Origin of the sequence: Haladaptatus sp. CMAA 1909, from assembly GCF_043952005.1 — an archaeon.
Taxonomy (GTDB): Archaea; Halobacteriota; Halobacteria; order Halobacteriales; family Haladaptataceae; genus Haladaptatus.
This window is the reverse complement of the sequence record NZ_JBIOAV010000003.1, coordinates 1-22,941: the sequence shown is the minus strand read 5'-3', so window position 1 is coordinate 22,941 and position 22,941 is coordinate 1. Positions and strand designations below refer to the sequence as shown.

The 22,941-nt window shown below is 45.9% G+C and carries 15 protein-coding genes and 3 pseudogenes; 10 read left to right on the top strand and 8 right to left on the bottom strand.

Annotated elements, in window-relative coordinates; translation table 11 throughout:
* Positions 1-133: 133 nt before the first annotated feature.
* The 5 genes and pseudogenes from ACGYLY_RS22150 to ACGYLY_RS22130 all read left to right on the top strand — a co-directional run bounded on the left by ACGYLY_RS22150 (position 134) and on the right by ACGYLY_RS22130 (position 6,112).
* A complete protein-coding gene (locus ACGYLY_RS22150) occupies positions 134-886 on the top strand; it encodes an FtsX-like permease family protein (protein WP_395285397.1) in 753 nt (250 codons plus the stop codon).
* Complete coding sequence (locus ACGYLY_RS22145; RefSeq protein ID WP_395284957.1) at positions 879-2,528, top strand: sodium/phosphate symporter; 1,650 nt, start codon at positions 879-881, stop codon at positions 2,526-2,528. Before ACGYLY_RS22150 ends, ACGYLY_RS22145 begins: the two co-directional genes overlap by 8 nt.
* A 409-nt stretch (positions 2,529-2,937) precedes the next feature.
* Positions 2,938-4,143 (top strand): glycosyltransferase family 2 protein, encoded by a 1,206-nt coding sequence (locus ACGYLY_RS22140; protein WP_395284956.1) that lies wholly within the window; start codon positions 2,938-2,940, stop codon positions 4,141-4,143.
* Positions 4,144-4,284: 141 nt separating this feature from the next.
* Positions 4,285-4,533: pseudogene (locus ACGYLY_RS22135) on the top strand (integrase core domain-containing protein); the annotation flags it as partial.
* A 100-nt stretch (positions 4,534-4,633) separates the two neighbouring features.
* Positions 4,634-6,112, top strand: coding sequence for a sulfatase (locus tag ACGYLY_RS22130; RefSeq protein WP_395284955.1), 1,479 nt, complete (start codon positions 4,634-4,636; stop codon positions 6,110-6,112).
* A gap of 591 nt (positions 6,113-6,703) precedes the next feature.
* Here ACGYLY_RS22130 and ACGYLY_RS22125 read toward each other — a convergent pair.
* On the bottom strand, positions 6,704-8,263 hold the full coding sequence (locus tag ACGYLY_RS22125; protein ID WP_395291282.1) for a hypothetical protein: 1,560 nt from the start codon (positions 8,261-8,263) through the stop codon (positions 6,704-6,706).
* A 442-nt stretch (positions 8,264-8,705) separates the two neighbouring features.
* On the opposite strand from ACGYLY_RS22125, the gene ACGYLY_RS22120 reads away from it, so the two are divergent.
* The 4 genes from ACGYLY_RS22120 to ACGYLY_RS22105 all read left to right on the top strand — a co-directional run bounded on the left by ACGYLY_RS22120 (position 8,706) and on the right by ACGYLY_RS22105 (position 13,431).
* Positions 8,706-9,656, top strand: a complete 951-nt coding sequence (locus ACGYLY_RS22120) for a hypothetical protein (protein WP_395284953.1) — start codon at positions 8,706-8,708, stop codon at positions 9,654-9,656.
* A 5-nt stretch (positions 9,657-9,661) separates the two neighbouring features.
* Positions 9,662-11,149, top strand: coding sequence for a flippase (locus tag ACGYLY_RS22115; RefSeq protein ID WP_395284952.1), 1,488 nt, complete (start codon positions 9,662-9,664; stop codon positions 11,147-11,149).
* 31 nt (positions 11,150-11,180) lie between these two features.
* On the top strand, positions 11,181-12,302 hold the full coding sequence (locus ACGYLY_RS22110) for a glycosyltransferase (RefSeq protein ID WP_395284951.1): 1,122 nt from the start codon (positions 11,181-11,183) through the stop codon (positions 12,300-12,302).
* 142 nt (positions 12,303-12,444) lie between these two features.
* On the top strand, positions 12,445-13,431 hold the full coding sequence (locus ACGYLY_RS22105; RefSeq protein ID WP_395284950.1) for a hypothetical protein: 987 nt from the start codon (positions 12,445-12,447) through the stop codon (positions 13,429-13,431).
* 53 nt (positions 13,432-13,484) lie between these two features.
* On the opposite strand, the gene ACGYLY_RS22100 is transcribed toward ACGYLY_RS22105, so the two are convergent.
* The 4 genes and pseudogenes from ACGYLY_RS22100 to ACGYLY_RS22085 all read right to left on the bottom strand — a co-directional run bounded on the left by ACGYLY_RS22100 (position 13,485) and on the right by ACGYLY_RS22085 (position 17,828).
* Positions 13,485-14,396, bottom strand: a complete 912-nt coding sequence (locus ACGYLY_RS22100; RefSeq protein ID WP_395284949.1) for a hypothetical protein — start codon at positions 14,394-14,396, stop codon at positions 13,485-13,487.
* A gap of 162 nt (positions 14,397-14,558) precedes the next feature.
* Positions 14,559-15,197 (bottom strand): annotated as a pseudogene (locus ACGYLY_RS22095) (IS6 family transposase).
* 44 nt (positions 15,198-15,241) lie between these two features.
* Complete coding sequence (locus ACGYLY_RS22090; protein ID WP_395285396.1) at positions 15,242-16,021, bottom strand: sulfatase-like hydrolase/transferase; 780 nt, start codon at positions 16,019-16,021, stop codon at positions 15,242-15,244.
* 562 nt (positions 16,022-16,583) lie between these two features.
* Positions 16,584-17,828, bottom strand: coding sequence for a glycosyltransferase family 4 protein (locus ACGYLY_RS22085; protein WP_395284948.1), 1,245 nt, complete (start codon positions 17,826-17,828; stop codon positions 16,584-16,586).
* 190 nt (positions 17,829-18,018) lie between these two features.
* On the opposite strand from ACGYLY_RS22085, the gene ACGYLY_RS22080 reads away from it, so the two are divergent.
* Positions 18,019-19,176, top strand: coding sequence for a glycosyltransferase family 4 protein (locus ACGYLY_RS22080; RefSeq protein WP_395284947.1), 1,158 nt, complete (start codon positions 18,019-18,021; stop codon positions 19,174-19,176).
* On the opposite strand, the gene ACGYLY_RS22075 is transcribed toward ACGYLY_RS22080, so the two are convergent.
* The 3 genes and pseudogenes from ACGYLY_RS22075 to ACGYLY_RS22065 form a co-directional block, all read right to left on the bottom strand.
* Positions 19,156-20,313, bottom strand: a complete 1,158-nt coding sequence (locus ACGYLY_RS22075; protein ID WP_395284946.1) for a glycosyltransferase family 4 protein — start codon at positions 20,311-20,313, stop codon at positions 19,156-19,158. The two genes, ACGYLY_RS22080 and ACGYLY_RS22075, sit on opposite strands and share 21 nt — an antisense overlap.
* A gap of 1,106 nt (positions 20,314-21,419) precedes the next feature.
* Positions 21,420-22,016, bottom strand: a complete 597-nt coding sequence (locus ACGYLY_RS22070; protein WP_395284945.1) for a hypothetical protein — start codon at positions 22,014-22,016, stop codon at positions 21,420-21,422.
* Between the two features lie 575 nt (positions 22,017-22,591).
* A pseudogene (locus tag ACGYLY_RS22065) lies at positions 22,592-22,941 on the bottom strand (hypothetical protein); the annotation flags it as partial.

The following is a 22,941-nucleotide window of genomic DNA, read 5'->3' as shown; positions in this document are numbered from 1 at the left end:
AGTTACGGTAACACGAGACAATCGTTCGGTACACCAGACAGTTACTGTTTCCCAGAACGCAACGAAAACTCTCATCGGACAGGTACAGATTCGTCCCGACCAGCCGTCTCTGACAGTACAGCCACGTGCTCGGATGACCTTGTACAATCCGTGGCAGACCGAGATCGATGAGCGGATCACCTTATCGGTGGCAGGAAGCCAGTATACACGTGACCTTACCGTCGGGCCGGGGGAATACAAGTCGACAACACTTCAACTCTCACGAGCGGCTCCTGGCTCGTATACTGTCCGTATGGGCGCCGCTGGTCAAACACTGGATACGGCTACGTATTCGGTGACTGGTGACGAGCGAATTGTCACCGCGTATGCGAATCGAGGTGCATATTCGGGCGGGAGTGGCATCGGTCGAATTCTCGAAACTGCGTTTGGGAACCTGTCGTTTCTCGTTGGGATCCTTTCTCTCTTAGCGGGCATTATGACGATCGGCAGTACGACGGCTATGTTTGCCCAAGCGATTCATGCTCGACGACAGGCCATCGGTGTTCACCGTGCAACTGGGGGATCACCAAGACAGATTGCCACTCTCGTTCTCTCAGATGCATTCAAAATAGGAGTTGTCGCGACTGGAATCGGACTTGTGAGTGCAACAGTTCTCACGAAAATACTTGCATCGAGTGGGTTTCTCACTGTTTTCGGCATTCAAATAACTTCTCAGATAACGTTTACAGTGGTCGGTATTGTAATATTCGGCGAACTCATGATTGTTCTTCTTAGTGCACTTCTTGTGATTCTTGATCTTCTCCGAAAACAGCCAGTCTCTCTGTTCAATTCTCACAGACCGACACCCGAGGTTAATAGGGATTCTCTTGGTGAGTACCATGGATAACCGTCGTCCGTACATACTCGTCGGTATCACGGTATTCATGGCTGCGGTTGCAATGAGAATGATTCCCCTGTACTGGAGTTATTTACCGTTCAACCTTGACGGCTTTCAGTTCGCTGCTCCTGCTCGATATACGCTGGCTCACGGCCACCTCCCAACGTCGGCTTCGTACTTTCAACCGGATAAATATACGTTCTCTGCACTGCTTACGATTTGCAGCCAACTGACCGGAATCTCGCCCATCCGTATTGCCCAGCCGTTGATCGCGGTCATCGGGAGCGTACCCTGTCTGATTGCTGTATGGATTACTCGTCGTATCGGTCTAGAATTGGGGTGGCAGCCAGGGCAAACACGTATCGCAGCTGCACTTACTGGATTGGTATTAGCGACAGAAGGTATCTACCTCGGACGATCTGCAGCGGTTACGAGTGAAGGTGCTGGAATTGTGTTTGTTGCTGTCATCGCTTTTGTCTTTTATCGGATGATACAGACAGGACGACCATCCTGGATTGTTTTGACGGTACTTCTCGTTATCATCTTCCCGCTCACCCACAGCCTCAGCACAATGATTGGCGCACTCGTCATTACGTCGCTTCTTGCTGGATCTCTTCGTCGTTCAATCTCTCGTGTTGGTATCCTTGGCGCTATGGTTGTTGTAGGCTTCTGGGCGTACCTCGGGAGTTACTATTCAATAATGGAGTTAGGTGACGTCTCACGAGTTTCATCTGTTCCTGGTCTTTTCTTCGCTTGGATCATCGTCTTGATCACTGCATCAGTTGGACTTCCGACGACAAGCGTTCGGAGTCAACGTGCCGTATCGATGTTCATCTTAGTCGGTGGGGTTGGGGTTGTGGTTGCCAATTTCTTTGTTCCTGTCTTCCCGGGAACGGCCGAACTCCAAACGATGGCTCTCCTGTTGGTAATACCGATAGCGGTGGGTGGTTTCGTTGCGACATACGGACTCCCATACATTACTACGACACGAGACGGGGCGGTCGTTCTCGCGCTTGTTCTGGGACCACTCACTCTGATCGGCTTTGCCCTGACTGCGGATTTGACTGTCGAGTACCAGGACATCATTGCTCGTAGTCAGATCTTCGCACATTTCGGGGCGATAGTGTTAGCTTCTCTTGCAGTTGTAGGTCTTGGTATTCGAGGTCGTGTGACTAATCGAATTTTGCGTGTCACTCGTACAGGGTTGATTCCGTTGTTACTTGTGATTGCACTGGTTAGTGCACCACTTGCATTTGCTGGCCTTCGAGCGACGCCAGCACAACCGGTGACGGAGCCAAATGAATTCGAGACGACTACCTTTGCTGCGACGTATATCCCATCTACGTGGGTGAGTGACGGGCATATCACTCGACTCGCGTCATATTACTATCCATCGCAGACAAACTCCACCTATACTCCCTTGTATCAATGGTTGCGCGGTGGGGGTGAGCCACCAAAGTGTACTGTTGTTTCACAGCAGTCGTGGACAACTGTTGGAGCACAACTTTTCCCCGCATCACCGATACAACTCGATAAAAATCAGTATCGGTCTTGGCTTGAGTCTAAACAAGTCATCTATTCGGCTAGTGGTGAGGACCCGGTCGTTATTTCTCGGCCGTCAGGTGTTACGCCCGCTATCTGCCACCCATGAGTATTATACTCCCTTATATTTTATTACTGGTGGGTTGTTCTATCAGTGTCTGACATTTCTATTTGTCATCGAAATCTATATGTCTTATAGATGTATTCATCTAATCAAGCAAAAGATCCAGAAATATGATTTACTACATATATCAGTTGATAAAATCTGTTTAGTTCGTTAAAAAATAGTTAAGACGTTGGATTTAGTAGCTACGATCAAGGAGCTAAAAAATAATGGGAAGATATCCAAAAACCGTCCGTGATGCGGCAATCAAATGTGTCGCCTGTAACGCACCTGTAGCCAAAACAGTCGCAGGTTCGTTTGCCTGTGTCGACTGTGGTGAATCACCGGTGATGACACGAGCGACCGTGAGTACGGACAAGCAAAACGCAGACGACTGATACGGGGTTGAATCTCAATGGACACCAAACAAGCGAGTAGTACTACGTCTCACGGCACACAGAGTACCGAATCCAGCGATCTTCTTGTAGGCCAAGATAGCGAAGAGACACCGACCTTGAGTGTCATCATGCCGACGCTCAATGAGGAAGGTGGCATTGCTGAATGTATCGAGATGGTCAAGCGGGGAATCAACGAGATCGGTGTGACGACCGAGATCATCATCAGTGACAGTTCGACGGATCGAACGCCCGAGATTGCTCGCGAAATGGGAGCAATCGTCATCGAGCCAGACCAACCAGGTTACGGGTATGCGTATCGATACGCGTTCGAACGCGCTCGTGGAGATTATGTCGCAATCGGTGATGCAGACACAACGTATGACTTCGAGGATTTACCTCGGTTGTTGAATGAACTCAACGAGAGTGATGCCGACATGGTAATGGGAAGTCGGCTTGAAGGTGAGATTAAACCTGGTTCGATGCCGAAGCTTCATCAATACATTGGCAATCCCCTGTTGACGAAATTCCTCAACGTATTCTATGGTGCGGGTGTTTCAGACGCACACAGTGGATTCCGTGTTATCGAACGGGAAGCATATGAGGAGTTGGAGTTGAAGACGACTGGAATGGAGTATGCAAGTGAGATGATTATGGAAGCTGGTGCTCGTGATATGACGATCAAAGAGGTTCCAATCATCTATCACGAACGCGAAGGTGATGCAACCCTCGATAGTTTCAGTGACGGTTGGCGGCACGTGAAGTTCATGCTCGTAAATGCGCCTGGGTATTTGTTCTCGGTTCCAGCGATGCTGTTGACCGGAATCGGATTGCTGGTGATGCTACTCGCGTATACTGGTATTACGATCAATGGGGTACACGTCGGCCTGCATTCGATGATTGCCGGGAGTTTGTTGGCGATAACCGGCTATCAGGTTGGGAGTCTAGGCGTGTTCGCGACTGTTGCTGGGAATCCGATCAAGCAATCGCGCCAACCTATCATGGGTTGGATTTTGAAGCAGTTGCGACTTGAACATGCAGCAACACTTGGGGTGCTGTTGTTCGCTGGTGGTGCGGCGTATGCGACATTTCTCGTGGTACAGTGGGTGTCGAGTGGGTTCGTTGAGCTGCCGCTGCTGATGGACGACATTCTTGCGCTCACAGCGATAGTTTTAGGTGTCCAAACAGTGTTCTCGGCGTTCTTCATGAGTACGATTGCGGAATGAATGAGTAATTTAGAGAACATAGAGATATTGGCGGCACTGGCTAGTTAAGCCAGTTTGAGAAACGAGCAGTTCAGTGGTTTTGGTGTTTATGCTCAACTAAGAACTGTTCGGAGAGACGTTAGAGACGGCAAATTTCGAATGTTGGGATGTGGCTATCGGACTGCCCTCTTTCGAATTAGGTTGAGCGGTCAGCTCAACTACACCGAGCAAAACTTGATTGAAAAGTGGTTTCACACGCTCAAACAGCGGACCGACTGCTTCCATGTGTCGTGGGTTGACAGTCGGCCGAGCGTCCAGTAGTGGCTTGAACAGTTTGTGCATTACTATAACTATCAGCGACCGCATCAATCGCTCAACAACCGAACGCCTGTCGAAGAGGAGCTAAACTAGACAGTTCCTTATGATTATATTATAATATTTTTCTATTTTTCCGTGCTGTGATGGATGAGATATAGAAAGATTAACAATGTTTTACTACTAATTGAAACTAATGGAATTCCCAAATATTATTCTGGTATCGATCGATTGTCTACGTGCGGACCGAGTAAGTTGCTACGGTCACGACCGGGAGACTACACCAGAAATAGACGCTCTCGCGTCGGAAGGTTACCGGTGGGAACAATGTTACTCGACTGGACCACGAACGAATGAGAGTTTTCCAGGGATCATTGCCAGCGCACTCTCAACAGATAGCGGCTACATAAGTCGACGGTGGCACCGTACACCACCTTCTCCAACTATTGCGTCTTGGCTTTCTAGCAAGGGCTACGAAACAGTTGCGCGTTTAGCAAACCCTCAATTAGCAGAAATGAAAGGATACGCCTACGGCTTTGACTCATTCAAGAACCTTGCAGTGGGTAATGTCGGGTGGGGTGTGGAATCAAAAGATACAACAACAAACGACACGGGAGATAATAGAAACTCGAGACTCGCATCATTAGGATCACACATCCACAACCTTCGATCAAATGTTAGAAACGCTAATAATATTACCCGTTGGGCACTTTACGCCCCAATATTCTATACATATAGGGAATACCAACAGCGTTCCAGATGGCCAACCGTTGATGGTGAAGAGGTCACTAGAGAAATAATAAAGACGCTCCCTCAACCGAATAGAACCCCGGATCAACCTATATTTGGGTGGGCTCACTTCAACGATATCCATGCACCAATCAATCACGATCGCACTGAACGATCCGAACTAGAATCAGTCTCGACGATATCACACTACAATGCTGACATCCGTCGTATTAGTCAGCAACGAACGGCTACGTACAATACTATGTACGACTCGATGATTAGATATGTTGATCGTCAAGTCGGAAAAATAATAAAATATTTGAAAAAGTCAAATATGTGGGAGGAGTCTGTACTCATCATCACTGCCGATCATGGCGAAGCCTTGTTTGACCGTGGAATTTATGGCCATGCATCGGGACAAGATCGTCATCTCTACGATACTACACGTGACTATATGTACAATGAATTGTTGCGTGTCCCACTCATAATTGGAGGGGGCGCTATTGACGGAACACAAACAATTGTAGAACCAACATCTACTGGGTGGTTGTATGAAATTATTGCAGAGATTACCGATCTCAACCCTGTCGATTTTGTTCGTAAGTCAGGTCGCGACAGCCACTTTAATCCAGATCCTGGGGCAGTAGTCTTAGCAGATGCACTCACTGAACAGGGGCATACATTTGCAGCAATATCTGGCAAACACAAGTTAATCACTAAATCTCTTCACCCAGACGATTCAATACTTGATGATGCTTACTACTTCAACCTTAAAGCAGATCCCGAGGAGATTGAAAAACGGGATAGCTTGGACACACCAGATCGTCTTGTAAAAGCGATAAGAGACAATATCATTACACTTGATGATCTGAAAAATTCAGCCCCTTCCGCACAAATTCAAAAAGAAACTCAAAATTTACTTTCTCAGCTTGGATATATGAAATAAGTTAAAAATAAACTGTGCTCATCTGTATATTATGTCTATATATAATAAATTTTATATGAATCAACCAACGGCACTGTCTAGTTAAGCGATTCTGTTGTAAAGCAGTGGTTCACGTCCTCTACCGGACGCAGTTAATAAATCGATTATAACCATTGGTACACACTTTTGCGAACGCTGTCGAATTCTAGCTTTTCACAGCGCAACCGATCTTATTCTCGAGAGTATCTCACTACTGGTTGGTGTATTGAATCTCAACAACCGTACCGTCCTCGCTTGGTTTCCCTTATCTAGACGGTGCCCAACCAACCCTATTGTCAGATATTCGGTACTGTCTAGATAAGCGAAATCGAGCGACAACGATACGGTTGTCGAGATTCTCTGCACTGTTCATTGGTGAAATATTCTAAAGGATAAGATCGGTTGTTCTGTGAGAAGCTAGAATTCGACAGTTTTACCAAAATTGTTGTACCGATGGCTGAAATTGATTTGTTAGTTGCGTCCGGTAGTGGCCGTGAAACGCTTCTCAATAACAGCATTGCTTCGCTAGACGGCACCATATATCCAAAATATGATTTGTATTCTTTATATAATTTATCCGACATTATAGCAAAGATTGGATTGTGGTGTCGACTTTCTGTAAATATCCGCACCCCCGTTGTCATATATTTTCCCCTGCCGTATGCGGAATGATGAAAGACACCTCAGTGGTGACTTTATTCCTTCCGAAGCGTCAACATGTGTAAGTGCGACTGCAGGATCATCAACAACGTATAGAGTCCCAGGTTTTGGATCCGTCTGCACCCAGCTATATGTTACTTGATTGTCAGACAAATTCTCACTAGATAGTCTAGATTTTGCGGATGGACCATGACGTCCCAAAATTATATTAAACGTACTTCGACTGCCCACCACATCAGATGGTTGGGTCATTACTATCCAATCTGATGCAGCCACCTGCTGTGAGTTCGCAGTAAACTCAATACCCCCAGTTGTGGGAGTAACAAATGCTACGCCTATTCCAGCGGAAAGAACAAGCACCCCAATGAAAGTAACTATCTTAGTTTTGCTATTTATGTTTTCATCAAGATATTCAATTCCATACGCTGCCGCTGGCAAGCTCAAGACAGGAGCAAATGAAAGTATCCTGAAAAGGCCGATGCCCCCAGGAGAAAAAACCGCGAGACCGAGAAATAGTCCTATTGTCGCGATACCTGACAATGTTGCAACTATCACTGAATGTTCCAACTCTTTTCTGCGTAGACCAGAGATTATACCGATTCCTGCGATACTAGAGAACAGAAGTGAATAACTACCACGTTTAATAGCCTCGACAATCGCCCTGATGCCTGAGGTTGCACTTGATGCAACTCCGGCTTGATAAGATGGGCCACCGTTATCAAGACCAACTAACGAAAGAACTAGTGACTGAAGTAAGTGACCCCCGATGTTTGTATTCAAAAAATAAAATATTATGAAAGTGCCAACAATTGTTGGGATATATGAAGTCGTATCCTGGATCATCGATTTGGACTTGAAACTGCGGAGTGAGGACATTATTGGGATTCGGATTCTAAGACTTAGAACCGCATCGATCACAAGGATGATCAGATAGATTATAGCTATAAATGGATGTAATAATACGAATACTAAGAAAAGAATTGTTGCGACGATATAAAGATTGGTTTGTAATCCATCACCTCGTGCGAGTACGTACCAATACGCGAGTAAAATGGATGGAACTGCCAATGTGAATGGCCGCGGTATGAATCCGAATAGTAATCCTGGAACCAAAATCACAATAATACTACAGTTTTTAGGTCTGAACTCAAGTCGGGAAAGGACAGCCAGTGAGAATACAACACCTAATGATGTAGCTAGGGCGGGTACCCTTTCCAAGACATACATTGGTTTACTACCCGATATAATCGAGATTTCTGCAACTAAGACGTGAAATAGAGGGTAAACGTTAGTCTGCAATGAGAACTCCTGGCTTTTTACAATCCAGAGGTGTCTCCACGCGTCAGCAGGACCATACGGAAATCCCCACGATAGAGACACACTCACAATCGTGAGAGCGAATAGGACTGAATAAAATTCCGTAAAAGCATTTGGTAACCTTTCGCGCCAGTAAATTACAAGAATGGCAGACACGCATGTTAAAATCCAGAACATTGAGTAGTGATAATATATACCCGCCCAAGGCCCTGAAATGTGTTGGGAGTGGGCTAGGTAGATCGTGGTAGAAGCGATCAATAATAGGGGGATACAGGCTTGCATCCGCCAATCCCATGTTCGCGGTCCTTTTAGCACTGTACGTAGATAAGTATTTGAACGGCATGAACGTTTTGAATTTCTACGCCTGTATTGTGGTCCAAATATAGGTGACACTTCGGGAAAATTTTGGCTAATAGACGTCGAACCACCGAAAATCCAGATCAAAACGATTGATATCATTATCTAATTCGAGTCGGATTTAATTTCTTCGATAGATTTCAAGAAATTAACCGATTGACCTCAATACGGACAACATATTCAAGACGGGAGATCCTGCCAAATTATAACTATCTTTCAGTAATCTCAGACATTCAAGTTTATGATGGAGAAGTACAATAGGTATCATGTGACTTTAGCCACGGACTTTCCCAAATCGCTCAAGAGATTATTTCTCCATATTCGGAACGCGAACATCCTGTATCACAAGTTCTGCTATGGGAAATCAGAGTACAAAGATGGTATTAACATTCACTCCAAGGATTGGGACAACCTCCTATTGTTGGATGCGTGTAGGTACGACATGTTTGAGCAACATGTCAACTTACCCGGTGAGCTTAGTCGTGAAAAGTCGAAGGGATCTATGACTGCCCAATTCCTCGAAGCAAACTTTGACGGGCGAGATGCAACAGATACTGTTTACATTACTGCGAATCCGATGCATCGACGAATTGAGAATACGTGTGAGTTCCGATTCCACAAGGTTGTTGACGTCTGGAATGAGGCTGGGTGGGACGAAAACGAAGCGACCGTCCTACCAGAAACTGTCTATGATTATGCTTTACGGGCCAACGAGGAATATCCGAATAAGCGGTTGCTAATTCACTTCATGCAACCACATTTCCCATTTGTGGGAACTGATACTGAGTTCGATAAGCAAGTGCCCGACCAAACCACAGAAGAAGTTCCGTTTTGGCTTCAGCTCCGTAGTGGGACACTCAATATTCCTTCCGAAGTAATTTGGGATGCCTACAACCGAAACCTCAACGTTATCGTTCCTACTCTCTCCAATCTTGGAAATAAACTAACAGGAAAGACAGTGGTGAGTTCCGATCACGGGAACATGGTTGGTGAGCGCTCGTCTCCCATTCCGATTCCGGATTGGGGTCACCCACGTGGGCTTTATACACCAGAGTTGATTGACATTCCTTGGCTTGTGTTGAATTTTGATAATCGAAAGAAGGTAACGTACGACCCACCTGTGTCGGATGATAAAGAGGTAGCTAATAACGTGGTACAGAACCGGCTCCGGGACCTTGGATACACAGAATAATCACTATGAGTAACAAGGAGTTGTCATCAGCACTTGGATCTGCTGCACGAGGCGCATCCCTCTTTGCTGTGGGAAGAATATCTAAAAATTTCATAGGTTTTGGTATCAATTTTTTGCTAACAAATCTACTCGGTCCCCTCGGATACGGGATATTCACGTATGCAAATTCGCTGGTACTGTTTGCCCTTAACGTCGCGGATTTCGGCACTGATAAAGCGATGGTCAGATTTTTGCCGGAATATTTAGATGACAAATGGGAGCAGGAACGCTTTCTTGGTATGGCAGTCTATTCGGCATTCGCAGCAAGTATGTTGGTTTCCGTGCTAATGTACATTTTTGCACCACTTATTTCTTCGTACACGCTCTCAGAAAAGTCATTCATCTTCGCACTACGGGTCCTCGCATTCATTCTCCCATTCAAGGCATTGACACGAGTGATACAGAATACATTCCGAGCGCTTAATTTCCCAAAATACCAACTAGGATTATCAGAATTGCTGGAACCCCTCTCTCGATTAGTAGCCGTGGGTATGGCCACTGTACTTGGACTTGCCGTAGAAGGTACCGTGACTGCAATACTGATCGGATCCATCTTACTTTTTACGATAGCTGGATCTTTGCTATTTCATCAATTAGATATCAGACCCCGACTAACAGCTGATAAGCAAAAATTAACACGATTTTATCGATACACCGCTCCGTTAACATTGTCAAGTGCAGGATCATCTATCACCACCCGTATCGATGTGTTTATTATTGGGTTCTTTTTAAGTGGAGCATCTATTGGATTCTATCGAGTTGCGGCATTGTTGTCGATGCTGATAGCACTCCCCTTGAACGGACTGAATCAGCTATTTCCTCCCCAAGCGTCGGCAATGTACGCGGAAAATCGACTAGAAGATCTTGAAAACTATTACAAGTCTGTAACGCGGTGGTCACTAACAGCCACGTTACCCGTTGCAGTCGGGATTATTGTATATCGAAAGGAACTTCTTGTTTTGTTCGGAGGATCATTCGTGGTGGCGCAAATGATAGTGGTTGTACTCGCTTTAAATGAGCTGATAAAGGCGGCAGCAGGACCATGTGGAACCTTGCTAATGATGACAGATCATCAACTTATCACGATGGTGAACAACTGGGGGCTCGGAATATTCAACTTGGTCCTAAACATAGTGTTTATCCAAGAGTTCGGATTAATTGGGGCAGCAATTGCAACGTTAATTTCCGCCAGCATTTTCAACGTCCTCAAGCTCCTAGAGGTTTGGTACTACGAGGGAATGTCGCCATATTCTCGAAATTATTATAAACCTATCGTCGCCATCATAGTTTGTTACAGCGTGATGAGAATAGTAAGTGAAGTTACTGACGGACTCCCTCTTGCCATTGTAGGTGGGTTTTTAGGAGTGATATTCTTCTTAGTGACACTCTATGTCCTAGGGGTTGAAGATTCAGATAAGACACTACTGAAACAAATTGGGGTCAACATTGTATGAGAGCCACACCAAAAATCATATACGATCAATTATGAAGGTACTGCTATACGTATTTAGTGGTAAGGGAGGTACTGCACAGTACCCCACACAAATGGCAAATGGTATATCAAAGTGGGCTGATACGCACATTATCGGCCCCGCTGACGCAGATATAGAGGGCCTGCTCTCTAACCGAGTCACTTTCCATTCGTATTCTGCAACCACGAACACCACTGGCCGAATCACCGGACGTATTCTCGGCCTTGGAGAACTATTGTGGCTTACTCGTGACATTGATCCGGATGTCATCCATCACCCATTTATTTCATCAGCAAGTTCCACGATACTCGTTCCAATTCTCAAACTTTTCAAAGTTCCGGTAGTTGGAACAGTCCATGACCCGATTGCACATACTGGGATGGAATACGGCCCTCAGCATCTCCAGATTCGGACGCGTTTGAATAAATGGACCTCAGAGATGTTAGATACCACAATAGTTCATGGTCAAGCTTGTTATGAACAGGCGGTTGAGGCGAAGTATCCGATGGAGAAGGTAGAGATATTCCCACATGGATTGTACGATTTCTTCCTCGAAGAGGAGTTCGAAGACATTCCAACTGATTCTAATACACTGCTGTTCTTCGGTAGAATTCGACCCAATAAGGGTTACGACAGAATTCCTGAAATTCTTAATATAGTTGAACGAGAGTTTCAGAATATATCAGCTATCGTTGCCGGCAATCCAGACGTGGGTGCGTTCAGAAACTCGACATATTTAGATGATACGTTGGAGAAACTTCGCGATGACTCGCGAGTCGAACTTCACGACCGTTACATTCCCAACGAAGAAGTTGGAAAATTTTTCTCTCGAGCAACGGCGGTGGTCCTTCCGTACTACGATGCAACAGCGAGCGGAGTATTAAAGACAGCCTATGCGTTCGGAACACCGGTCATTGCTACCAACACAGGCGACATTGGCCGGACAGTCTCAGCAGATGGAACGGGTTTAGTCACAGACCGGAACACTTCACGAGAGATTGGTAACAAAACAATTGAGATGCTACGAAACGATGAGCAACAGAAGGAGTTCTCTGATCAAATTTGTGAATGTCAAAAACGCTATGACTGGGAGAGAATTGGCAAAGATATTGTGGAGTTGTACGAAGAATTGTAAATAATACTGTCTTTCTCACAGTGGATTTTAGCTTTCAAGACGTGGTTCATTTAAAATCTATATTTACTTCTAGTTTTTACTCCGAGTTGATGAGACCAAGACAGAAAAGTTCAACAGTCAGTTTGTCTTCCTTACTACAAGGATGTCCACTAAATCGTTTCCTGAGAAGATATGGAAAGGACTAAATAATCCAAGATTGGCTGCACGTTACTTGGGTATCCCATTCGTGAAAGGAGCAACACTCTCACTTTCGGCGAATATACCGATAGGTGTCAACGTATTTGAGAGGGATTGGGATCTCTTAGTCGTCCTCGACACTTGCCGTCCTGATGCACTCCGAGCAGTGGCAGACGAATATTCATTTTTAGAGTCAATAAAAATAAAACACACAATATCGGTTGGGTCCTCCACACTCGAATGGACGGCGGCAACATTCACCGAAAAATATTCTGATGAAATTGAAAATACCGCACTTATCTCTGCAAACGGCTGGCCAGCGCAAATCCTTGATGAAGGTTTCCGACCTGAGGATCGATTTCGTGCCACCAGTGCACCGACAAATTGGGGGACAGTACCCGGAGACAGGCTTGGCTTACACATTCCAGCATGGCGCTATGGTGAAGGTCGGTCTGGATATTCTTACCAGCCACAAGCAGATGCTGAGACTGTGGTCGATCTAGCTATCGATGTCGGTCGCGAGGATAAATTCGACCGCGTTATAGCACATATTATTGAACCACATTACCCGTTCTCTGCGGCGGCGGCCAAACGCGGAGCAACCGAGCTATCACAGGCAGAGCAGTATCCGTGGGACTATATTCATTCAGGTGGCGAAGAAAAGCTGGTCTGGGAAAAGTACCTCACGGAACTGAGAGCCGGTCTTGATGGAGTCCAGCGATTGCTAAATAATTTCGATGCTGATAATGTCCTCATTTCGGCAGATCACGGAGAATGCTTCGGCGAGTGGGGGCGCTGGGGGCACACCAGTGGATCATTTAATCCATATCTCCGACGTGTACCACTTGCATTCACCAGTGCAATTGACAACAATACAAGCATCCCAGAGATCGGTGTCGAAAACACAGACCTCGACGTAGAAGAGAACTTACGTTCACTCGGGTACCTCTGAAATACGATTTATTCCACCGTATAAAATCCTGGGCAGGAACAATAGTTTAGCGCTCAAACGTATCCAAGTGCTCTCAACTGTGCCGCACGATCTATATTCTCCTGATTTTCGATGTCCGTCTGGGGTGTATGTTCACCGGAATCCTCACCAGTAGTTTTTATCCAGGGTACTTCCCGAAGAGAACAATGTGGCATCCGCGGCGGATGACCGTAAATACCAAGTTTTCCTAGTGCATTACCATGGTCACTCGTGATGACAACCTTCTCGGCAGAAACATTATTCAGTAAGAGCTCAATTTCATCAAGCACTAGTTTGAGATTTGACCGGTAACCATCCCAGAGATTATCGAACCTGAGATCTCCGTCACGATAGAGTTCCCACACATCTCGATGGTCTTGATTACCAAACTGATTTAAATCCTTACCAGCAGACAGTCCTGGACGGGGGATAAACGGACAATGTGGTTGAAGATAGTGTGTAATTGTTCGCTGGCTCCGATGGTTTCGCATGGCATCGATAGTCGCATCTGTAATGGGACGCGGAGGAACCGTTCCCGGATTAGTCCACACGTCTCTCCAAATTTCGTGTAGATCAACAAATGATGCGGCTTCAAGTATTTCTTCTGAGAAAGGATTTCCACAGATATATGTCGTTTTCGATGTATCTCGATTTTCGAAGGTTCGCTGCATCCAGAGTGCAGTAGTACTATCAAGTGACCAGTGGGAAGAAACAGAGGGTATATATGAATACTCCGGTGCAACCTCTTGCATCAAGTCTAATCGACAAGCATCTACCACAACTAACAAATCCCACTCATAATCATAAATATTGTCACCAACTGGTTGGAACCGCCGACCCTGTTCAATGATTTTCCGATAGGCTGGCCACATAGAACGCTTTAATCCATCCCATCCATCTGTACGTAAGTTCTCATATGATTTTTCTAACCAATCTGTGAGATCCATTAATATGAGAGAAAGTCACCCAGGGTCAAATAGGTTTTGTGATTAAGATAGATGGAAACAACCGGATAAGTCCAGATAGAAATAGATGACTCTTCCGAATAATCAGATAGAGGGCACTGTCTAGTTTAGCTCCTCTACGACAGGCGTTCGATTGTTGAGCGATTAGTGCGGTCGCTGATGGTTATAGTAATGCACAAACTGTTCAAGCCACTGCTGGACGCTCGGTCGACTGCCCATCCATGACGTATGGAAGCGGTCGATGCGCTGTTTGAGCGTGTGAAACCACTTTTCGATCAGGTTTCGCTCCGTGTAGTTGAGCCGACCGCTCAATCCAATTCGAAAGAGGGCAGTCCGATAGCCGTAGCCATCAACGAGAAACACGGTGTCCGAGAGATCGCGTTTCTCGGTCAACTGGCCGAGAAACACAGCTGCTTGATCAGTGCCATGCCGATCAAACACTTCGATATCAAGCAGCAGTTTTGTTTCAGTGTCTATTGCAGCGTACACCCAAAACCACTCGCCGTTAATCTTGACAGCGGTTTCGTCCACCGCGACCCGCGTCGGCGAAGCCGACGGCGGGTCGGAGACGCTGTCAGCCAGCCGATGCACCCACTGAAAAATCGCTTGATGTGAGCGTTCTACGTCAAAAAGCGCTAGAATTGCTTGTGTCTCTCTGAGTTAACAACCGGTCGCGTGGAGCCGGACGGCGAACGCCTTGACGGGCGTCGCCGTCCGCTCACTCTCCCAAGTTTCTTCTAAATCCGCGTTTAAGCCATTGCTGAGGGGTTCTTCGAGCGATATGGACACTTGTGACAAGAACTCCTCACCGTCTCAAACTGGCCTAACTAGACAGTGCCAGTCTTAGAGTCGATATTCCAGTCTGACCAGTACTCTGGGAGCGCACCAAGAAGTTCCAATATCTCTTCATCATCCAATCCTTCGCCAGTGAATATCTCACATGCATTTGGGTTAATTTCACTAGTAAGTGTCATGCCATCGGTTTTGCTTCTGATTACCTTTTTCCTCCCACGATATGCGGCTTTTCGCTCGGTACCGTATCGTGTACCTTCACAGGATACAATCCTATTCTCTGGAATTTCTTCGTGCCACTCTCGTTTATCGAATGGATGATCTTTAAGGACTTCTCGACTCACGGTTACAGGTATATCATAGAGCAACGCAAAACCATTTTCTGGAAGAATTTTACCGTCCAGAACATCTGCAGCTAATGGAACACGAGTGACCATATCAAACGGTGTCCCACCGTGACCGACGCTGTAGTTCGGTCGTGAATCGGTAAACCGTTGGTCAATTCGGTGATGTTCCCAGTGTGCTTCACCATGATCACCAGTCAAAATGATCATCGAGTTTTCTCGAAATCGCTCAATAAACGGGTCCAACACTTCTTCGACGTGGTTGAGAGCTGCTTGGTAGAGTTTTAGGAGTTCAATGCGAAATTGTTCGCATGAATCTGACCCGTCAAAGCCACTAGTATATCGTACCAGCCGTTCGAGTGTCTCAAGCGGTGTATCTACCTTGTTTCCCTCGATATATCTTTTTGGTAGTGATCTTGGTACATGTAAGTCTTCTAGGTGGAGATACGCAAATGTTTGTTCCCATTTGATTGCCAGCTCTCATAGTCCTACAGTACTCGTTCTGCACGAGTGTCTCTGTATACCTGATATCTGTTGTACCAACCACGTGACGCCAGGAACGGCGTCATAAACGCGAATCCTCCATACGTCTCATATCCCACTAACTCAAGTACAGAAGGAAGCGTGTACCGTGGAGTTGCCTGTTTGGGCATCACGTACGACTCATCGTTTGGATGAGTATGCGCAACAGCCTCGTGTTCGTGTGGGTAAAGACCACTGTGAAAGCTTGTGACAGAGGGGAATGTCCAGGTGCTGGGAGCAATTGCTCGTTCGAACTCCAAATTTAGCTTTGGTTCAAAACTTGGACGAAGGGCGTCAAGCACGATTATGATGATATGATCTACTGAAATCTCTCGTCGTTCGAGATCGAAGTTATCTCGCTCATGTTCGCGGTCCGCTTGCCATGATATATACGAGTCATATCCGGATAGCGTAACACTCTCTATAGACGTAGGGATTAAATCTCGAAAATAATCGAGTGCACCTGCCGAAATTGGGACCTTTATGGGGCCAGTATTGTGATCATTTCACATTATCTTTTTGGTTTCTTTCTAATGTTGTAACATTCAGTTAGACCTGTGATATGGTCTTCTAGCCCTCGATTCTTTGCCCATGTCCGTGTGTTTCTTCTCAATTCCCCTCTATCGGCTTCATAGATCAAGTCGCTAATTTTCCTAGAAAGTTCATTATCGTTTTCAGGTGTAAATAGTCTCCCTCGTGATTCATCAACCAGTTCCGGAATTCCACCGATATTCGATCCGATTACCGGTAATCCAACTGCAAAACTTTCGTAAATAGTCAACGGGGAGTTTTCCATCCAAATCGAAGGAACTACCGCTGCCGCACACTCATCTCGCAGTTGTTGAAGGCGTTCCTCTGAAACGAATCCGTGATATTTCACATTATTTAATCGTTCTGCAGCATCCGAGCTGTACGTGTCGAATGGTCCAGTACCACACAGGTGGAATGTAACGTTTGGTAGTCTTTCCGCAGATGCGATTAATGTCTCGATACCTTTTGCCCGTAAGTGTTTGCCGACATAGAGTACAGATTCAGTCGACTCAGCTGATTTATTGGTTTCACAGACTGGCACATCACAATTGAATCGTTCCGAATTGATACCATGTTGGAGTCGCCTCGATTCAACTCCTTCGAAGAAACCATGTTCTCGGTGAATATCGATAACGTGCTGGCTGGGTCCGACCACCAAATCAGGCTGACCAAGCATCCTTTTTTTAGCCTTCCCATACAGTCTACAGGGTAACGGCGGGTTCTCACAAACCCCCAATTCGTCTCCGGGGAGTGTCTTGTCACGGAGAAGATTACTTTTCGGACAAATAAGACTATAGTCGTGAAGGGTATGGACGTATCTAGAATCACTCTCGGAGATTGCCTTCGCGGCCGACGTTGAGATGCCCATAAAATTATTTGTATGAACCACATCTGGCTTTTGATCCTCCAGGAATTTCTTCACCACCGTTTTTACGTGTGGGTTAACGGTATCCAGCTGATGCCAAATTCCTTTTGTAAACACGCTTCCTCCGGTCCCTTCACTCCGGTGAGAGACATTCAATGGATAAAACCGGCAAATCTGGATACCATCTCGGGTTTCTTTCGTGATATCTAACGTATCACGGGAGAATTTGCTTGTTGTTGTTAGGATTGAGACATCGTGACCTCGATTGTCGAGAGCAACTGCAGTCCGTTGAACATAGTTTTCCGCCCCTCCGAACTCGTCCGGTGGATAGACACCGTTGACTAAACAGATTTTCGCCATTAGTTAATATTCCCTCATTTCTTTATTAATTAGTGTCATCTTGTTTGGCTTAGCGATTTCTTTGATGCGAATGCTTTTTACTTTATCGTATCCTCTCTTTCCAATACGTGAATAAAGAAGTTAATACGGATCAACTGTACGGCCTAGGCTATGAGCACAAATTGCAGTGTCTGGGAGGACTTATTTATTAATGAATATCATACTTGGCTCACACTATTACCACCCCCATATTGGGGGGATTGAATCGGTTGTTCAGTTACATGCAAAAAAGCTCGCCGAACGGGGGCACGATGTGACTGTGATTACGACAGATATCGGGGCCGAGGACCACGAATCGGAACGAAACGGATACAATATCAAAAGATATAGAGCATGGAACCCATTTGAGAGTATTGGTATCCCTTATCCTATTCCTGACTTCGTAGAAGCGCGGCAGAAAATGAATTCTTTAATCAAAGGATCAGATGTTGATATCGTTCATCTTCATGGATTGAATTATCTCACAACCACTGCTATGCTTTTAGGATTACCAACAGACATTCCAGTCATTATTCATCAGCACACCCCGTTTGTCGAGTATTCTTGGCCAGCGAAATGTGTGGAAATTATTAATGACAATATAGTTGGCAGATGGAACCTCCAATCCGCAGATTTGGTTTGCTGTGTGACTGAAGAGATCCAACAATACGTAACACAACTTGATGGCGAGATTGACACAACACTACTAATGAATGGTGTTGAGAGTGACCGTTTCCACCCTCGCCGCGGGAGTAAAGAGTCTGTACTCAATTGCGATTCTGATACAGTCGCTGCATTTTCACTATCACGAATGTCTGAGAAGAAGGGGGTTGATGTGCTATTAAATACAGTTAAAAAATTTAAAGATTATAGCAAAAGTATCCAATTCTTTATCGCTGGAGATGGACCAATGAGCGGAGAAGTCATACAGGTCGCAAGTGAGCACGATAACGTAGAGTATCTTGGATCATTGTCGGACAAAGAATTAAAGGAGTACTATTCGGCTGCCGATGTTTTTCTTTTCACTTCAAAATCAGGGGAAGCATTTCCTACATTGACAATGATTGAAGCTTATGCATCAGGGACACCCGTCATCGCCTCTTCACTCTCAAAAGCTCCAGATGGCGTCGAAGTTGGTGATAATACGATTCTTGTCTCACCAAATGATGAAAATGAATTGATAGACGCGTTGACGACACTGGCACACAATCAAACTCAACTTGACAGGATGAGTATAGAGGCAAGAACAAGTGCAGAGCAGTACTTTTCGATTAAATCGAGGATAGACCGCCTCGAGTCTCTCTACGAGTCAGTCATTGCTGCTAATTGAACGAATGAGTTCATCTAGAGAATCGATGGTTTGTTCCCAAGAATGTTTATTGGCCCATACTTGAGCTCGATTTGCTAGTTCATTACGTTCTTCCGTATTGGTCAGTAATCGGGTAACTTGCTGTGCAAATAGTTCTGGATTCTCTTCATTAGCAAGAAGACCAGTCTCTCCTGTTCGAATCGAATCTTGAAGTCCACTCACGTTACTTCCAACGGCAGGTGTTCCACAAGCATTCGCCTCAAGTATTGCAATACCCCATCCTTCGACTCTGCTCGGTGCAATAAACACCCATGCTGATTGTAATAATTCGACTTTTTTTTCGTGACTAACAAATCCGTGAAATCGTGCATTAGTATTTTTATCACAGTATGATTTGATTCGCTCACATAATGGCCCATCCTTGCCTGCAACATCTAAAAAGACTGGCTGGTCCATCATCTGGTTGATTTTCTGATGAATTGTCGGTATCTTATCAACCCCTTTGTACTTTTCCAATCCCCCTACATAAACGATTCTCGGCTTTGCGGATTTATTGCCTGGTGAAAACTTTTTTAGATCCAGTCCATTCTTAATCTCGTAAATCGTCTCAGGCTTGTGACCTCTAGAAACGAGTTCCTTTGTCGTACTAGGGCTGACACTGACAGAGGGATTAGCTCGCTCTCGATAGACACCTATCCACTGTGTGAGTGACCCAAGTACATTTTGTGGAAACGGATGAGTCTCGTAAAATGAATCGATAGCTATATGGTGAAATATTGTTATTTTCTTCCGTCGTGTAATCACTGGCCACGGAAGAGGTGAGTTTACCGCATAGATTATATCTGGTGAGAGCCGGTAAACCCACCAATAGAAATAAATCGAGATTGTTAAATAAGCTACGACCACGTCCCACGGAGATGAAAACCGATGGTTGATTCCAATTCTCTTAATATGAACAGACTGGTCAATGTCTTTCTTCGGTCTATTTTCGTCAGAACCCGTGAGCAAGTGAATTTCGTGACCCTTCTCAGCAAGTCCCTTTAAACTTCGCTCTAAATTCAATTCTGCACCCCCCGACTTAGAGTGGTGCCACGTTCGCTTGTTGAGAGCTAATACGCGGACTGAATCATCATCCTGGTCTGAGAATTCAATGGTCAATATGTTTTATTGCTACAGTAGTGTAATATATATTCTCTTTGGAAACCAGTCGATAATTATTCCACATATGATAAATACAAATATATAATTGGCTATCTTTAAACTGAATAGACAAATTTTTGCAAATATTCCCGATAAACTGCTTTGTCGAACTGAGTCACCGGTGAAGGTATTTAAATGCAATACCCAGTAGATGTTCTGTTGGTGTTTATTGTCTCGCAACCTTTTATACATAAACTATTCGTATTTCAGTATTTCAAGACATGGATTTTCACCCATTCTTCGGATAGTTTTGCTCAAATTGTGCTTTCGACCCAGTGTTCAAACTAATAACGGTTGAACGTTCGGAGTCTTCCCTGGAGTCGACAAGGATTTCACGACGATTGCTAGTTTCGTTCGGTCCGCATGACTATTATGGAAGTAGCAGTCTTAGAGAAGCTTGCGTGTTCCTTCGTCCGCTGATAGTCAGAAGTCCGTACGAACGTCGCTCGAATCATGTGATCTGACATTTGAATCGGTGGTCGTCCGAACGTAGCCTCGGGCGATGAGTCGTCTTAACTCCAAATCTCCAGAATTAGAGTCCATTCGCATTAACGGCGGAACCATTTGTTTCAGTTTCTGGAGTGGCGTACGTTGATGGGTATCTCGCTACTCCCAAGATCGACGCAACCACAAAAATCGAAGAAAAGAGCATTCGCGTCGAGTGGAACCACCCCAACCTACGTGGATGGGTTCGCGCACACTGGAAGGAGTAATTTCAATCCCATAATATGGGAGGTTCGGCGAACCCTCCGTGTGCCGCATCACTCCAATCAGAGGGACAAAAGTTTCACCCACACCACCATCGAACACAACGGTCGACTACTGTCGAGTGCGATCTGTCTGCGATTGGATGGTGAGTGTATTTGAACTCCTTCGTTCTTACAACAATATAATTCTTGCAAGAGCAACCAGAGGTAGTCGATGCTGTCATGGTGTCACAAGAGACACTCGTTCACACTACCTTTGCTTACTCGTTTCTCTCGTTGGAGGAAAGGACGTACGCCCGAAACGAATTACCAACGTTCACGTCCCTTTCGAAGCTTTGATGAACGCCATGTCGACTCTTACACGGAGTCCGCAAAGACAGCGTACCCGATACGTTCGTTAGTGTGACTCGTCTCGGTGTCGGTGCTTTGCTCTTCTTCCACTTTGACCTCGACGCCAGTGCTTGTGAGATTCCGATAACGGAGATTTGCCGTATCGGGACCGTTGAACGTCTGCATGCTACTGATGAATTGTGGTTGCGTATATTTGTGGTCGAACGTGAGACGTGTCCAGTTCTCGTTGACCGTTGTGTCGGTCTGTCGGACCTCGAACGGCGTACCGTAGAGTGTACCCGTTGCTTGCTCGAGCGCAATGTAGCCGACTGTTTCAGGCACGTGCGATTCCGCAGCTTCCTCCTCTTGGACGCGCACATCGAACGACACATTCGAGACGTTCCGTACCCGGGTCACGATCGGATCGGACCCATCGAACGTCTGGGCTTGTGCCAACACAATTGGTGTCTCCGACCCAAAGAAATTGTCAAGCGACACAGAGTCGAAGTTCTGGTTAACGTCGACTGTTCCTGCTTTCACTCGGCACGAAGATCCATCACCCAGTTGTAACTCTCGTTCACCTGGTGTCGTGGCGAGTGTAGAGAACGTCTCGCTGGTATGCAAGCCATCGAGATATGGCCATTCTTCGAGTTTGTACTCGAAATTGCCATCGTCAACGTTCCGAAGGCGGATGTGACATGGGTGGCTGCCATTGAATGACAGCGGCTTCGCGATGGCGATGTTAGTCGGTGCCCGACCGAATCAGCCTGCTGCCACTGATTTCTGCTTTCCTGGTTACTTGAGAGAGTGTTCGTCACGAGTACTCCCTCAGTACCCGGCTCGTACGGTTCCCCATCGACCGTCCAGGTCGCTAGCCCATCTGATTCCGTCGAGACAATGCCACCAGTTACATAAAAAGCAAACACCTCCCCAGCCGGAACTGTCCCAGTAGCAACCTCCGAATTTGGCGGCCGAGTTGGTCCACCATCTGGCCCCCACCCTGTGGCTATCGTTGCATCGTCATTACCTGTCGGAAGGACGTACTCACCCGCCGTAATTTCGTACGACGATGGTGAGTTATTACCCGTATTGTCAATACGGACGAGCTGTGCATCCTCCATTGGTATCTCTCCGAGTGTCGGTGGACTCGGCAATGGTGGCGTTGTATTCGGCGATGTGGGATTATCATTAATGGTCATCTAACCTTCGATATAACTTGAGTTCGTCTGTGGGCTACTCCCACCTAACACACCGGACGATTGTCTCCATTCATCTGGCTCCTGTCCGATGTAGATCGCGTACTCCGAATCGTGGTCGTTGGTGACCTGCACGTCTTCGAGTCGCAAATATTCGAGATTCGCCGGCGTGCCGTCGTACATCGTTGCATCATATGTGTAGATCGCATCGTGATTTTTTGTTGAATCGTAACTGATTCGAGTCCGTCGAATATCGATGCGCTGGCACGGCGCTGGTGCTGTAATCGGCCCTCCGCAGCTGCTGTTTGGATAGCGGTGATAGAAGTCGCAATCTATGATAGAAATCGTACCAT